This is a genomic window from Sphaerisporangium melleum, from assembly GCF_014646695.1.
GTDB lineage: Bacteria > Actinomycetota > Actinomycetes > Streptosporangiales > Streptosporangiaceae > Sphaerisporangium > Sphaerisporangium melleum.
In genome coordinates this window covers 195,457-210,521 of record NZ_BMNT01000009.1, presented here as the reverse complement: position 1 = coordinate 210,521, position 15,065 = coordinate 195,457, and the positions used below count along the sequence as shown (strand labels likewise).

General features: G+C 75.0%; 5 protein-coding genes. All 5 read left to right on the top strand.

All coding sequences use genetic code 11. The annotated features are described in order from the left end of the window. A partial coding sequence (locus IEY93_RS10420; RefSeq protein ID WP_189162781.1) for a non-ribosomal peptide synthetase occupies positions 1-3,024 on the top strand: 3,024 nt, incomplete at its 5' end. A 3-nt stretch (positions 3,025-3,027) separates the two neighbouring features. After that, a complete protein-coding gene (locus IEY93_RS10415) occupies positions 3,028-12,675 on the top strand; it encodes a non-ribosomal peptide synthetase (RefSeq protein ID WP_189162780.1) in 9,648 nt (3,215 codons plus the stop codon). A 42-nt stretch (positions 12,676-12,717) separates the two neighbouring features. Further along, complete coding sequence (locus tag IEY93_RS10410) at positions 12,718-12,939, top strand: MbtH family protein (RefSeq protein ID WP_189162779.1); 222 nt, start codon at positions 12,718-12,720, stop codon at positions 12,937-12,939. 81 nt (positions 12,940-13,020) lie between these two features. Next, a complete protein-coding gene (locus IEY93_RS10405) occupies positions 13,021-14,217 on the top strand; it encodes a cytochrome P450 (protein WP_189162778.1) in 1,197 nt (398 codons plus the stop codon). A 61-nt stretch (positions 14,218-14,278) separates the two neighbouring features. Beyond that, positions 14,279-15,031: a thioesterase II family protein gene (locus IEY93_RS10400; RefSeq protein ID WP_189162777.1), complete on the top strand. Its 753-nt coding sequence runs from the start codon at positions 14,279-14,281 to the stop codon at positions 15,029-15,031. Positions 15,032-15,065: the final 34 nt, after the last annotated feature.

The window sequence follows — 15,065 nt, the reverse complement described above, 5'->3', positions numbered from 1 at the left end:
CGGCACGAGTCGCTGCGTACGGTGTTCGCCGAGCACGAGGGCACGCCCTACCAGCGCGTCCTCGACCCGGACGCGGTGCCCGCCGTCCTCGCCGGCGGCGACCCCGCCCCGCTCACCGAACCCGGCCTGCCGGCCGCCCTGGACGAGGCGGCCCGGCACGTGTTCGACCTGGCCACCGACATCCCGCTGTGGGGACGGCTGTGGCGCCTCGGCCCCGAGGAACACGTCCTGGTCGTGGTGTTCCACCACATCGTCACCGACGCCTGGTCGTTCGCCCCGCTGTCCCGCGACCTGACCACCGCCTACCGGGCCCGGCTCGCCGGGCACGCCCCGAGCTGGGCGGAGCTGCCGGTGCAGTACGCCGACTACGCGCTCTGGCAGCGCGAACTGCTCGGCGACGAGCGGCAGCCGGACAGCCGGTACGCCCGCCAGCTCGCCTACTGGCGCGGGCAACTCGCCGGGTTGCCCGAGCAGCTCCGGCTCCCCACGGACCGTCCCCGTCCTCCCATCGCCACGCACCGCGGCGACCTGGTCACCTACCAGTGGGACGCCGAACTGCACGAGGCCCTGCTCCGGCTGGCCCGCACCTCCGGCGCGAGCCTGTTCATGGTGCTGCACGCCGGACTCGCCGCACTGCTCACCCGGCTCGGCGCCGGCACCGACATCCCGATCGGCGCCCCCATCGCCGGGCGCACCGACGAGGCCCTGGACGACCTGGTGGGCTTCTTCGTCAACAACCTCGTCATCCGCACCGACACCTCTGGCGAGCCGACCTTCGCCGAGCTGCTCGGCCGGGTCCGCGACACCGCGCTCGCGGCGTACGCCAACCAGGACATCCCGTTCGAACGGCTGGTGGAGGTGCTCAACCCGGTCAGGTCGATGGCCGGTCACCCGCTGTTCCAGGTGTCGATGGCCCTGCAGAACACCCCCGAGGACGACCTCGCCGCGCCCGGACTGGCCGTCGCCGCCGCGGGCATCCCGCACACCGGCACCGCCAAGATGGACGCGTTCTTCAGCCTCGTCGAGGTGCGCGATGCCGACGGCACGCCGCGCGGGCTGGACATCGCCGTCGAGTACAGCACCGACCTGTTCGACGAGCGGACCATCGCCACGCTGGTCGGCCGCTGGGCCCGGCTGCTGCGCGCGGCCGCGGCCGACCCCGGACGGCGGATCGGCGCCATCGACCTGCTCACCCTGGCCGAACGCCACGAGCTGCTCGTCACCCGCAACGACACCAGGGCCGAACGGCCGCACGCCGGGCTGGCCGAGCTGTTCGCGGCCCAGGCCGCCCGCACACCGGGCGCGACCGCGGTCATGTCCAGGGACGCCTCGCTGACCTACGCCGAGCTGGACGCCCGGTCGGACCGGCTGGCCCGGGCGCTGGCCGCACGGGGGGTCGGCCCCGAGCGGGTGGCCGCCCTGCTGCTGCCGCGCTCGGCGGACCTGGTCGCCGGGGTGCTCGCCGTGCTCAAGGCGGGTGGCGCCTGCCTGACCGTGGACCCGGCCATCCCGATGTTCCGGCTGGCGCAGATGACCGCCGACGCCGGCCCGGTGCTCGTCCTCACCGACGAGAAGGGGGACGCGGCGCTGCGCCGGGACGGCCCGGCCGTGCCCCGGCTCGTCATCGACCGTCCGGACGCCGTGGACGCCGAGGACCGGACGCCCGGCGGCCCGGTGCCCGTCCACCCGGATTCGCCCGCCTACGTCATCTTCACCTCCGGGTCCTCCGGACGGCCCAAGGGCGTGACCGTGACCCACGCCGGGCTGGTCAACGTGGCGATGGACCAGATCGCCCGGTTCGGCGTCGGTGCGGACGCCCGCGTGCTGCAGTTCGCCGCCACCGGGTTCGACATGGCCGTCGGCGACCTGGTGATGGCCCTGTTGAGCGGCGCCACCCTCGTGCTGCCGCCCGAGGACCGCGCCGTCGGCGCCGACCTCGCCGACGTGATCGCCGGCACCGGGGTCACCCACATGGTCGTGCCGCCCGCCGTGCTGGCGTCCCTGCCCGAGCGGGACGGCCCGGGCCCGCGGTGCGTCGTCGCAGCCGGCGAGGCGTGCACCCCCGAGATCGTCGCGCGGTTCGCCACCCGCGCCCGGATGTTCAACGCCTACGGCCCCACCGAGACCACGGTGTGCGCCACCACCAGCGATCCTCTGGCCGCCGGCCCGCCCCCGATCGGCCGGCCCATCGCCAACACCCGGGCGTACGTGCTGGACGCCGGGCTCGCCCCGGTGCCGCCCGGCGCGATCGGCGAGCTGTACGTGGCCGGGACCGGCGTGGCCCGCGGGTACGCCGGCCGGGCCGGGCTCACCGCCGAACGGTTCGTCGCCGACCCCTTCGGTCCCGCCGGGGCCCGTATGTACCGGACCGGCGACCTGGTGCGGTGGAACGCCGCCGGGGCGCTCGACTACCTCGGCCGGGCCGACGACCAGATCAAGATCCGCGGGTTCCGCGTCGAGCCCGGCGAGATCGCCGCCACCCTCGCCTCGCACCCGGCCGTGCACCGGGCCGTGGTCGTCCCCTGGCGGGCGAACGGCGGTGACGACCGGCTGGTCGCCTACGTGGTGCCGCGCGAGGAGATGGCCGACGACGGCCGGTCGCTGCGCGGCTTCGCCCGGGAGCGGTTGCCGGAGTTCATGGTGCCGTCGGCGGTGGTGGTGGTCGATCGGTTGCCGTTGACGCCGAACGGGAAGCTGGATCGGGCGGCGTTGCCGGTTCCGGTGTGGGAGGGCGGTGGCGGGCGTGGTCCGCGTGATGCCCGTGAGGAGGTGTTGTGCGGGCTGTTCGCGCAGGTCCTCGGCATCGAGCGGGTCGGCATCGATGACGACTTCTTCGACCTGGGCGGTCACTCGCTGCTGGCCACCCGGCTGATCAGCGAGATCCGCGAGGAACTGCACGCCGAGGTCCCCATCAGGCACCTGTTCGAGTCCCCGACCGTCGCCGAACTGGCCGGCCGGCTGGACGCCCCGGTCGAGACGCGCCCACCGCTGGTGCGCAGGCCCCGTCCGGAAGGAGTGGCGTAGCCGATGATCCCCCTTTCCTTCGCCCAGCGGCGGCTGTGGTTCGTCCACCGGCTGGAAGGTCCGAGCGCCACCTACAACGTGCCGTGGGCGCTCCGGCTGCGCGGCGCGCTGGACGTCGAGGCGTTGCGCGCGGCACTGGCCGACGTGGTCGAGCGGCACGAGGCGCTGCGCACCGTCTTCCCCGAGCGGGACGGCGAGCCGTACCAGCGGATCCTGGCCCCGGACGAGGCCAAGCCGATGCTGGAGGTGACCGACGCCACCGAGGCGGAACTGCCCGCGCTGCTGGAGCGGACCGCCCGGCACGGCTTCGACCTGGCCGAGGAACTGCTGGTGCGGGCGCACCTGTTCGCGCTCGGCCCGGACGAGCATGTGCTGATGCTGCTGATGCACCACATCGTGTGCGACGGCTGGTCGGCAGCTCCGCTGTCGCGGGACCTGATGGCCTGTTACGAGGCGCGGCGCGCGGGCCGGGCGGCGGAGCTGCCGGAGCTGCCGGTGCAGTACGTGGACTACACGCTCTGGCAGCGTGATCTGCTGGGTGATCCCGGCGACCCGGCCAGTGTGATCGCCCGGCAGACCGCCTACTGGCGCGACCGCCTCGCCGGGCTGCCCGAGCAGATCAGGCTCCCCGCCGACCGGCCGCGCCCGGCCGTCGCCTCGACCCGCGGCGACGTGCTCACCTTCGCCTGGGACGCCGGCCTGCACCGGGACCTGCTCGCCCTGGCCCGCGAGTGCGGCGCGAGCCTCGCCATGGTGCTGCAGGCCGGGCTCGCCGCACTGCTCACCCGGCTCGGCGCCGGCACCGACGTGCCCATCGGCTCCCCGATCGCCGGCCGCACCGACCGGGCGCTCAACGAGCTGGTCGGGTTCTTCGTGAACTCCATGGTCATCCGGGTGGACACCTCCGGCGACCCGGCCTTCCGCGACCTGCTGGGGCAGGTGCGCGAGACCGCGCTCGCCGCCTACGCCAACCAGGACGTGCCGTTCGAGCACCTGGTGGAGGTGCTCAACCCGGCCAGGTCCGCGGCCCACCAGCCGCTGTTCCAGGTCATCCTCGCGCTGCAGAACGCGCCGGCTGGCGTGCTCGCCACCAGCGGCCTGGAGATCACCCCCGAATGGGTCACCACCGGGACCGCCCGGATGGACCTCTACTGGAACCTCACCGAGCAGCCGCTCGACACCACCGACGGCGGGCTGCTCGGCTTCGTCGAGTTCGACACCGACCTGTTCGACCGCCGGACCGTCGCCGGCCTGGTCGAGCGGTACGAGCGGGTGCTGCGCGCCGTGGCCGCCGACCCGGACGTGCGGCTCGGCCGCGTCGAGGTGCTCGCCGAGGACGAGCGCGCCGAGCTGATGGCCACCGGCCGCGGCGCCGCCCTCGACCCGGCCGTCGTCGGCGATCTCTCCGGCGCCGCCCGCTCGCCGGGCCTGGCGGAGCTGTTCGCGGCCCAGGTGGCGCGGACGCCGGACGCGGTGGCGGTGTCCTCGGGCCTGCCGGACGGACCCAGAGAAGAGGTGACGTACGCCGAGCTGGACGCACGGGCGTCGGCGGTCGCCGAACGCTTGCGCGAGCTGGGCGTGCGGCCGGAGTCGGCGGTGCTGCTGGTGATGGAACGCTCGGCGGACCTCGTGGCCGCGATCCTGGGCGTGATCCAGGCCGGCGGAGCGTACGTGCCGGTGGACCCGCGCTTCCCGGCCGCCCGGGTGGCGGCCATGGCCGCCGAGACCGGTGCGCCGGTCGCCATCGCCGACCCCGCGCTGACCTCCCGCGTACCCGCCGGCCTGCGCGTCCTCCACCTCGACGAGCCCACCACCGCCGGGGAGACCGGCGGCGCCGAGGTCTCCGGCACCTTCCGGGCCACCGGGGCCGGCCTCGCCTACGTCATGTACACCTCCGGCTCCACCGGCACGCCCAAGGGCGTCGCGGTCACCCAGCGGGACGTGGCCGGCCTCGCGCTCGGCTCGACCCGCCGGGCCGGCGCCGGGGGACGGGTCCTGTTCCACTCCCCGGTCGCGTTCGACGCCTCGACGTTCGAACTCTGGGCCCCCTTGCTGTCGGGGGGCGAGGTGGTGGTCGCGCCGGCGGGCGAGCTCGACGTGGCGGTGCTGGCCCGGGTGATCGCCTCGGGCGGGGTGACGGCGCTGTGGGCCACCGCGGGGCTGTTCGCGGTGCTGGCCGAGGAGTTCCCGGGGTGTTTCGCGCGGGTGCGCGAGGTGTGGACGGGCGGGGACGTGGTGTCTCCGCAGGCGGTGCGCCGGGTGCTGGCGGCGTGCCCCGGTCTGCGGGTGGTGAACGGATACGGGCCGACCGAGACGACGACGTTCGCGTTGTGCCATCCGGTCGATGAGCTGGCCGCCGACGCGGTCGTGGTGCCGGTGGGGCGTCCGCTGGACGGGATGCGGGCGTACGTGCTGGACGAGTTCCTGCGGCCGGTGCCGGCGGGCGTCGTGGGAGAGCTCTATGTGGCCGGTGTGGGGGTGGCACGCGGGTATCTGGGACGCACGGGGTTGAGCGCGGAGCGGTTCGTGGCCGATCCGTACGGGCCGGCCGGGTCCCGGATGTACCGCACGGGAGATCTGGTGCGGTGGGCTCCGGGCGGGGTCGTGGAGTTCGCCGGCCGGGTGGACGGACAGGTGAAGATCCGCGGGTTCCGGGTGGAGCCGGGCGAGGTGGAGGCGGTGCTCACCTCGCACCAGGCGGTGGAACACGCCCTGGTGATCGCCCGGGAGGACGTTCCCGGGGACAGGCGCCTGGTCGCCTACGTCGTCCCCGCCACCGCCGGCGACGACGCCGCGGGCGAGCAGGTCGAGGAGTGGCGGCAGATCTTCGACACCGCCTACACCGGCGCCGCGCCCGTCCCGTTCGGCGAGAACTTCGCGGGCTGGAACAGCAGCTACGACGGCGACCCCATCCCGCTCGGCCAGATGGCCCGGTGGCGCGACGCCGTGGTCGAGCGGGTCGCCGAGCTGCGCCCGCGCCGCGTCCTGGAGATCGGCGCGGGCACCGGCCTGCTGCTCTCCCGGCTCGCCCCCGCCGCCGAGGAGTACTGGGCGACCGACCTGTCGGAGGAGGTCGTCCGCGACCTCGCCGCCGAGGTCGCCCGCCGGCCCGGCCTGGCGGACAAGGTCGTGCTGCGCGCCCGGGCCGCCGACGACTTCTCCGGCATCCCCGAGAACCACTTCGACGCCGTCGTGCTCAACAGCGTCGTGCAGTACTTCCCCGGCGCCGACTACCTGATCGACGTGCTCGCCGGCGCGATGCGCGCCCTGGCCCCCGGCGGCGCCGTGCTCGTCGGCGACGTCCGCGACCGCAGACTGCTGCGCGCCTTCCGCACCGCCGTCGAGCTGACCGGCGCGGAGGGCGGCGACGCCGGGACGGACGCCGCCCGGCGCGTGCGCACCGCCGTCGACCAGGCCGTGGCGCTGGAGAAGGAACTCGTCCTCGACCCGGCGTTCTTCCCCGCGCTGCGCGGAGTGCTGCCCGGCCTGGCCGGGGTGGACGTCCGGCTCAAGCGCGGCGCCTACCACAACGAGCTGACCCGGCACCGGTACGAGGCCGTGCTGTACCGGAGCGGGCGCGAGCTGCTGGACGTGGCGAGCGCGCCGCGGCTGGCCTTCGGCGCCGAGCCGGACGCCTTCGACCGGCTGGCCGCGCACCTGCGCGACGCGCGCCCCCCGGCCGTGCGGGTGACCGGCATCCTCAACGCCCGGGTCGCGCACGAGGTCGCCGCCGCCGCGGCCCTGGACGCCGGCCTGCCCCTGCCCGACGTGCTGGCCCGGCTGCACGCCCCCGCCGGGGTGGACCCGGAGGACTGCCACACCCTCGGCGAGCGGCTCGGATACCGGGTCGCGGTCACCTGGTCACCGGAGGCCGCCGACCGGTTCGACGCCGTGTTCACCACGCGGGCAGGCCCCGAGATCGCACTGACCGGCACCGGGCCCACCGCGGACGGGCGCGACCCGCGCGCCTGCGCCAGCGACCCGCTGGCCTCGCGCGACCGGGGCGCGCTGTCGCGCGAGCTGCGCGCGTTCGCCGGGGCCCGGCTGCCGGAGTTCATGGTCCCCGCCGCGGTCGTCGTCCTGGACCGGCTGCCGCTCACCGCCAACGGCAAGGTGGACCGGGCGGCGCTGCCCGCGCCCCGCTGGGACGGCGGCGGGCGGCGGCCGCGCTCCCCGCGCGAGCAGATCCTGTGCGACCTGTTCGCCGAGGTGCTGGGCGTCGCCGACGTCGGCATCGACGACGACTTCTTCGACCTCGGCGGCCACTCGCTGCTGGCGACCCGTCTCGCCTCGCGCGCCCGGCGCGTGCTCGGCGTCGAGGTGGCGATCAGGGCGCTGTTCGAGGCGCCCACGGTCGCCGAGCTGGCCCAGCGGCTGGACGTCTCGGCCCGGCCCCCGCTGCTGGCCCGCCGCCGCCCGCCTCGGGTGCCGCTGTCGTTCGCCCAGCGCCGGCTGTGGTTCCTGCACCGGCTGGAGGGGCCGAGCGCGACCTACAACATGCCGTGGGTGATCCGCATGCGCGGCCCGCTGGACGTGGCCGCGCTGCGCGGCGCGCTGGCCGACGTGGTGGCCCGGCACGAGTCGCTGCGCACCGTGTTCCCCGAGGTGGACGGCGAGCCCTACCAGCACGTCCTAGACCCGGCCGAGGCGGTCCCCGAGCTGGAGGTCACCGCGCTCGCCGCCCCCCGCGGCGCGACGGCGCTCCAGGACGAGGAACGGCTGCGGGCCGCGCTGGACGAGGCCGCCCGGTACGGCTTCGACCTGCGGAACGAGATCCCGGTGCGGGCGCGGCTGTTCGCCACGGGACCCGGCGAGCACGCGCTGCTGCTGCTGTTCCACCACATCGCCGGAGACGGCTGGTCGTTCTCGCCGCTGGCCCGCGACCTGATGTCCTGCTACGAGGCGCGGCGCCGCGGCGAGGAGGCGCACCTGCCCGAGCTGCCGGTCCAGTACGCCGACTACACGCTCTGGCAGCACGAGCTGCTCGGCGACGCCGACGACCCGGAGAGCGTCCTCGGCCGCCAGCTCGCCCACTGGAAGCGCGAGCTGGCCGACCTGCCGCCCGAGATCCGGCTGCCCGCCGACCGGCCCCGGCCCGCCCAGGTCACCCACCGGGGCGAGGTGCTGGCCTTCGAACTCGACGCCGACCTGCACCGGCGGCTGGCCGGGCTCGCCCACGAGTCGGGCGCCAGCCTGTTCATGGTCATGCAGGCGGGCCTCGCGGCGCTGCTCACCCGGCTCGGCGCGGGCACCGACATCCCCATCGGCAGCGGCATCGCCGGCCGCACGGACCAGGCCTTGGACGACCTGGTGGGCTTCTTCGTCAACACCCTCGTGCTGCGCGCCGACACCTCGGGCAACCCGGCCTTCCGCGTGCTGCTCGACCGGGTGCGCGAGACCGCCCTCGCCGCCTACGCCAACCAGGACGTGCCGTTCGAGCTGCTGGTGGAGGTGCTGAACCCGGCGCGCTCGATGGCCCGCAGCCCGCTCTACCAGGTCTCGCTCGTCCTGCAGAACACCCCGGAGGTGCGCTTCCACCTGGCCGGGCTGGAGATCGAGTACGTCCAGGCGGCCATCGGCACCGCGCGCGACGACATCTTCCTCAGCCTGAGCGAGCGCCGCGACGAGGCCGGCCGGCCCGGCGGGTTCTACGGCTTCGCCGAGTACAACACCGACATCTTCCACCGGGCCACCATCGAGCGGGTCGTCGAGTGGTACCGGCGGTTCCTGGCCGCCGTCGCCGCCGACCCCGCGCTCCCCATCGAGCGGGTGCCCATCCTGGACGCGGGGGAGCGCCGCGAACTCGTCGCCCTGGGCACCGGCCCGCGGGCCGAGGATCCGCCCGCGACCGTGCCCGAGCTGTTCGAACGCTGGGCCGCCCGCACCCCGGACGCCCCGGCCCTCACCGACGGCGAGACGACCCTCACCTACGCCGAGCTGAACGCCAAGGCCAACCGGCTCGCCCACCATCTCATCGCGGCCGGTGCCGGCCCCGAGCGCGTCGTCGCGGTCGCCGCCCCCCGCTCGGCCGACTACGTGGTGAGCGCGCTCGCGGTGCTGAAGGCGGGCGGCGTGTGCCTGCCACTGGACTCCGGCACGCCGGTGAGCCGGGTGGCCGCGATGTTCGCCGACGTCGATCCGGTGTTCGTCCTGCGGCACGTCGAGCTCGGCGCCGAGGTCCCGGCGACGCCCGCGCTGCCGTTCTTCTTCCTGGACGACCCGTTCGGTCACCACACGCTGGACCGCCACCCCCGCACCGACCCCGCCGCCTCCGGCCGGCGGCCGCTGCCGGAGCACGCCGCCTTCGTGATCTACACCTCCGGGTCCACCGGCCGTCCCAAGGGGGTCACCCTCGACCACCGGGCCCTGGTCAACGTCGCGCTCGACCAGACCACGCGGTTCGGCGTGAGCCCCGGCCGCCGGGTGCTGCAGGTGGTGTCCACCTCGTTCGACATGGCGGTGGGCGACCTGCTGCTCGGCCTGCTGGGCGGCGGCACGCTGGTGCTGCCCGAGTCGCGGGGCCAGGTGCTCGGCGACGAACTGGCCGCCGTCCTGACCGGCCGCCGGGTCACCCACATGGTCGCCCCGCCCGCCGTGCTGACCACGCTGCCCGACCTGGACCTGCCCGACCTGGCGTGCGTGGTGACGGCCGGCGAGGCGTGCGCCCCCGAGCTGATCGCACGCCTGGCCGCCGGGCGCCGGGTGTTCAACGCCTACGGCCCGACCGAGAGCACCATCGTCGCCACCACCAGCCGCCCGCTCGGCGGCGACGGCGGCGCGCCCATCGGCCGCGCCGTCCGCAACGCCGAGGTTCGCGTGCTGGACGGCGGCCTCAACCCGGTGCCGCGCGGCGTGGCCGGTGAGCTGTACGTCGCCGGGCGCGGCGTCGCCCGGGGCTACGTCCGGCGGCCCGGGCTGACCGCCGGCCGCTTCGTCCCCGACCCGTACGGCCCGCCCGGGGCGCGCATGTACCGCACCGGCGACCTGGTCCGCTGGAACGCGGGCGGCGACCTCGAGTACCTCGGCCGGGGCGACGACCAGGTCAAACTGCGCGGTTTCCGCATCGAGCCGGGCGAGATCGAATCGGTGCTCACCCGGCACGAGGGCGTGGCGCGGGCCGCGGTCCTCGTCCGCGAGGACCGCCCGGGCGACCAGCGGCTGGTCGCGTACGTCGTGCCCGCCGTCGAGGACGGCGCGGCGCTGGCCGAGCAGGCCGCCGAACAGGTCGGCGAGTGGCGGCAGATCTTCGACTCGGGGTACGAGACGGGAGGCGGCGCCCCCTTCGGCGAGGACTTCTCCGGCTGGAACAGCAGCTACGACGAGGGCGCCCCGCTGCCGCTGCCGGAGATGCGCGACTGGCGCGCCGCCGCCGTCGCCCGCATCCGTGAGCTGTCCCCGGAACGGATCATCGAGCTCGGCGTCGGCTCCGGCCTGCTGCTCGCGAAGCTGGCCCCGCACTGCACGGCCTACTGGGGCACCGACTTCTCCGCCGAGGCGATCACCCGGCTGCGGCACGAGGTCGAGGCCGACCCCGGCCTCGCCGGGCGGGTCGTCCTGCGCGCCCAGCCCGCCGACGACCTCACCGGCCTGCCCGCCGGGCACTTCGACGTGGTCGTGCTCAACTCCGTCGTCCAGTACTTCCCGAGCGGCGAATACCTGCTCACCGTGCTGCGCCGGGCCTTCGAGCTGCTCAGACCGGGCGGGGCGGTGTACGTCGGCGACGTGCGCCACCGGCGGTCGCACCGCACCCTGCTGTCGGCCGTCCGGGTCGGCCGCACCCGCGGCGAGGGCGATCCGGCCGCCGTGCGCCGGGCCGTCGAGCACGCCGTGATGCTGGAGAAGGAACTGCTGGTCGACCCCGAGTTCTTCACCGCCCTTCGCCAGGAGGTCCCCGGGCTCGCCGGGGTGGACGTGCGCCTCAAGCGGGGCGCGCCGCACAACGAGCTGACCCGGCACCGTTACGAGGTCGTCCTGCACAAGGGCCCGGGCGCCCCCGCCGACCTGGCCGCCGCCGAGCGTGTGACCTACGGCCGCGACGTCGCCGACCTGTCCGGCCTGGCCGCCCTGCTCGGCACCGCCCGCACCGCGCCGCTGCGGGTGACCGGCGTGCCCAATGTGCGCCTGACCGGGGAGGCGGCAGCGGCGGCGGCCCTGGAGGAGGGCCTGCCGTGGCCGGAGGTCCGCGATGCGCTCGACCGGCACGACGGCGTGGACCCCGAGGACCTGCACGCGCTCGGGGAACGCCTCGGCCACCGCGTCGCCGTCTCCTTTTGCCCCGAGGCCGTGGACACGATGGACGCGGTCTTCGTCCCGCGCGCCACCACCTCGCGCGTCCCGCCGCTGACCGGCGTGTACCGGGCGGGCGAGGACGCCGCCGGCCCGCTGCGCCACGTCACCAGCCCGGCCGGCGCCCGGGGGCACACCGCGCTGGTCGGCCGGCTCCGCGCCTACCTCAAGGAACGCCTGCCCGAGTACATGGTGCCCTCGGTGGTGGTCCCGCTGCAGGAGCTGCCGCTCACCCCGCGCGGCAAACTCGACCGCCGCGCGCTGCCCGCCCCCGAGACCGGCGCCACGGCCGGACGCGCGCCGCGCACCCTGGACGAGGAACTGCTGTGCGAGCTGTTCGCCGAGGTGCTCGGCGTCGAGCGGGTCGGCGTCGACGACGACTTCTTCACCCTCGGCGGGCACTCGCTGCTGGCCGCCCGGCTGGTCAGCCGCGTACGGGCCACGATCGGCGCCGAACTGGCCATCCGCGTGCTGTTCGAGGCGCCGACCGTGGCGGGCTTGGCCGAACGGCTCGGGACCGGCGCGTCCGGCTCCTCGCTGGACGTGCTGCTGCCGCTGCGCCCGCGCGGCGAGCGGCCGCCGCTGTTCTGCGTCCACGCCGGCTGGGGGATCAGCTGGTCGTACTCCGGCCTGATCAGGCACCTCGGCGCCGACCGGCCGATCTACGGCCTGCAGGCGCGCGGCCTGGCCCGTCCCGAGCCGCGCCCGGACAGCATCGAGGAGATGGCGGCCGACTACCTCGCCCACGTGCGCCAGGTGCAGCCGCACGGGCCCTACCACCTGATCGGCTGGTCCTCCGGCGGCCCGGTCGCCTACGAGATGGCCGTCCAGCTCCAGGCGGCCGGCGAGCAGGTAGGACTGCTGTCGATCATGGACGCCTACCCGCCCACCGCCCTCCCGGCCCTGGCGGACGGGCTGAAGAGCGAGGCGGGCGACCTGCTGCGCCGGGCGTTCAGCAAGGAGGGCATGCTCATGGCGCTGATCGAGGCCATGGGCTTCGGCCAGCGGCACCTGCTGGACGGCCCGCCGGACTTCGCCCGGGTCGCCGAACTGTTCCGCTCCGAGGGCAGCGCCCTGGCCGGCCTCACCGAGGACGACGTCCAGGCCATGGTCGAGGTCTACGCCAACACCAGCAGGATCACCGACCGGTACGTCCCGGGCCGCTTCCGCGGCGACCTGCTGTTCTTCATGGCCACCGTGGACCGCGTCGAGGGCACGCCCCTGCCGGACTCCTGGGCGCCCTTCCTGGACGGATCGATCGACGTGCACGACATCGCCTGCGCCCACCACCGGATGACCTGGCCCGAGCACATCGCCGAGATCGGCCGCGTGCTGCGCGACCGGCTCGACGCCCCCCGGCCCTGACCCCCGCTGTTCCCCCAAGAACCCGACGAAAGGAAGCGGACAATGACGAACCCGTTCGAGGACCCGGAAGGCACCTTCCTCGTGCTCGTCAACGACGAGGGCCAGCACTCGCTGTGGCCGGTCTTCGCCGACGTCCCGGCCGGCTGGCAGACCGTGTTCGGCCCCGGCCCGCGCGATGCCGCCCTGGCCTACGTCGAGGAGCACTGGGTGGACATGCGGCCGAAGAGCCTCATCGCGGCCATGGAGGCCGAGGGCACGTCCTAGCCCGGCCGCCGGGGCGGCGCTCCGCCACCCCGGCCCCCTTCTCCGTACCCGACCGCATCCACGGCACCTGGGAGGTGCGCCATGACAGAGCCCGACGACGAGCCCGGCGGCGTCACGGTCGACCGCTCGCTGGTCGACACCTCGGACCCCGCCCCCTGGTTCGCGCTCATGCGGCGCCGGGAGCCGGTCTGGCACGACGAGCGGTTCGGCATGTGGCACGTCTTCCGGCACGCGGACGTCGAGGCCGCCCTGACCGACCACGCCACCTTCTCCTCCGACTCGCGGGCCGCCATGGCGGCGATGCCGGAGTTCCAGCCGTTCACCCGCGGCAACTTCATGGTGATGGACCCGCCCGACCACCGCCGGCTCCGCGGCCTGGTCAGCGCCGCCTTCGGCAGGCGGGCCATGGAACGGCTCGAACCGCTGGTGACCGCGATCGTCGACGACCTGCTCGACGAGGTGAAGGGCGCCGAGGAGATCGACCTGGTCACCGCGCTCGCCCACCCGATGCCGGTGTTCGTCCTCGCCGACCTGCTCGGGCTGCCCCGCGCCGACCGGCCGACCCTGTTCACCTGGGCCAAGGTGCTCACCGGGGTGGACATCACCGCGGGGGCCGCCCCCGCCGACCCGGCGTCGTCGCTGCGCGAGATGAACGCCTACCTGCTGGAGGTCGTCGCCGGCCGCCGCCGGGCGCCCGGCGACGACCTGGTGAGCCGGCTCGTCCAGGCCGAGGTGGACGGGGACCGGCTGGCCGACGACGAGCTGGTCGGCATCGTCAGCCTGCTGCTGATCGCCGGGCACCTGATGGCCACCATGCTGGTCGCCAACACCGTGCTGTGCCTGGACGGCCATCCCGAGGCGGCCGCCCGGGTGCGCGCCGACCCCGAGGGCCTGCTGCCCGGCGCCATCGAGGAGACGCTGCGCTACCGCAACTCGGCCGACCGCCTGGTGCGCACGGCCACCCGCGACGTCGAGCTCGCCGGTCGCGCCATCCCGGCCGGGGCCCGCGTCCTGCTGTGGACCGGCAGCGCGAACCGCGACCCGGCGGCGTTCACCGAACCCGACCGCTTCGACGTCACCCGGACGCCCAACCGGCATCTCGGCTTCGGGCAGGGCGTCCACTTCTGCCTCGGCGCGCCGCTCGGCCGCCTGGAGGCCCGGGTCGCGCTCGGCCGGATGCTGGCCCGCATGCCGTCCATCGAGGTGCTGTCGGGGGTCGAGTACTTCGGCTCCCACTCGCTGATCAGGAAGGTCCCGCTGAGGGTGCGATGGGTGTGAGCGCTGTGACCGGAGGAGACGGGGCCGCGAGACGAGACGGGAACCGGAGAGGGGTGAGCAGGTGGGCGTCACGGTGAACAAGTGGCTACGCCGCCCGCCGCGGAGCGCGGCGCCGGAGGTGCAACTGGTCTGCCTCCACTACGCCGGAGGCGGGGCCTCGGCCTTCCAGCCATGGGTCGGCCGGATCCCCGACTGGGTGGACCTGCGGCTGGTCCAGCTCCCCGGCCGGGAGAACCGCTTCCGCGAGCCGCCGTACCGCACCATGCGGCCGCTGGTCCAGGCGCTGGCCGACGAGCTGACCCCCGTGCTGTGCCCGCCGTACCTGCTGTTCGGGCACAGCATGGGCGCCCGGGTGTCGTTCGCGCTGACCCACGAGCTGGAGGCCAGGGGGCTTCCCCTGCCGGAGCTGCTGGTGGTGTCGGGCACCCCCGCGCCGAGCGTCACCGAGTGGAAGCACGCCCACCACCTGCCGCAGGACGAGCTGATCGAGCACCTGATCGACCTCGGCGGCATCCCGCCCGAGGTGCTGGACTCCCCGGCGCTGCTGGAGCTGATGCTGCCGGTGATCCGCTGCGACCTGGAGCTGTCGGAGACCGCCCTGCTCAGCTACCCCCGGCCGCTGCCCGGCGTCCCCCTGCTCGCCATCGCGGGCGAGAAGGACGTGATCGCGCCGCCGGAGAAGATGCGGCCCTGGGGCGAGGAGACCAGCGGCCCCTTCGAGTTCGTGGTCCTGCCCGGCGACCACTTCTTCCTGCACAACCTGCTTGACGAGACGCTGGCGCCGGTCCTGCGCGGCATCGAGAGGTGCCGGTGATCCCGGCGCCGCGACGCGGTGCGCACGACCTTCG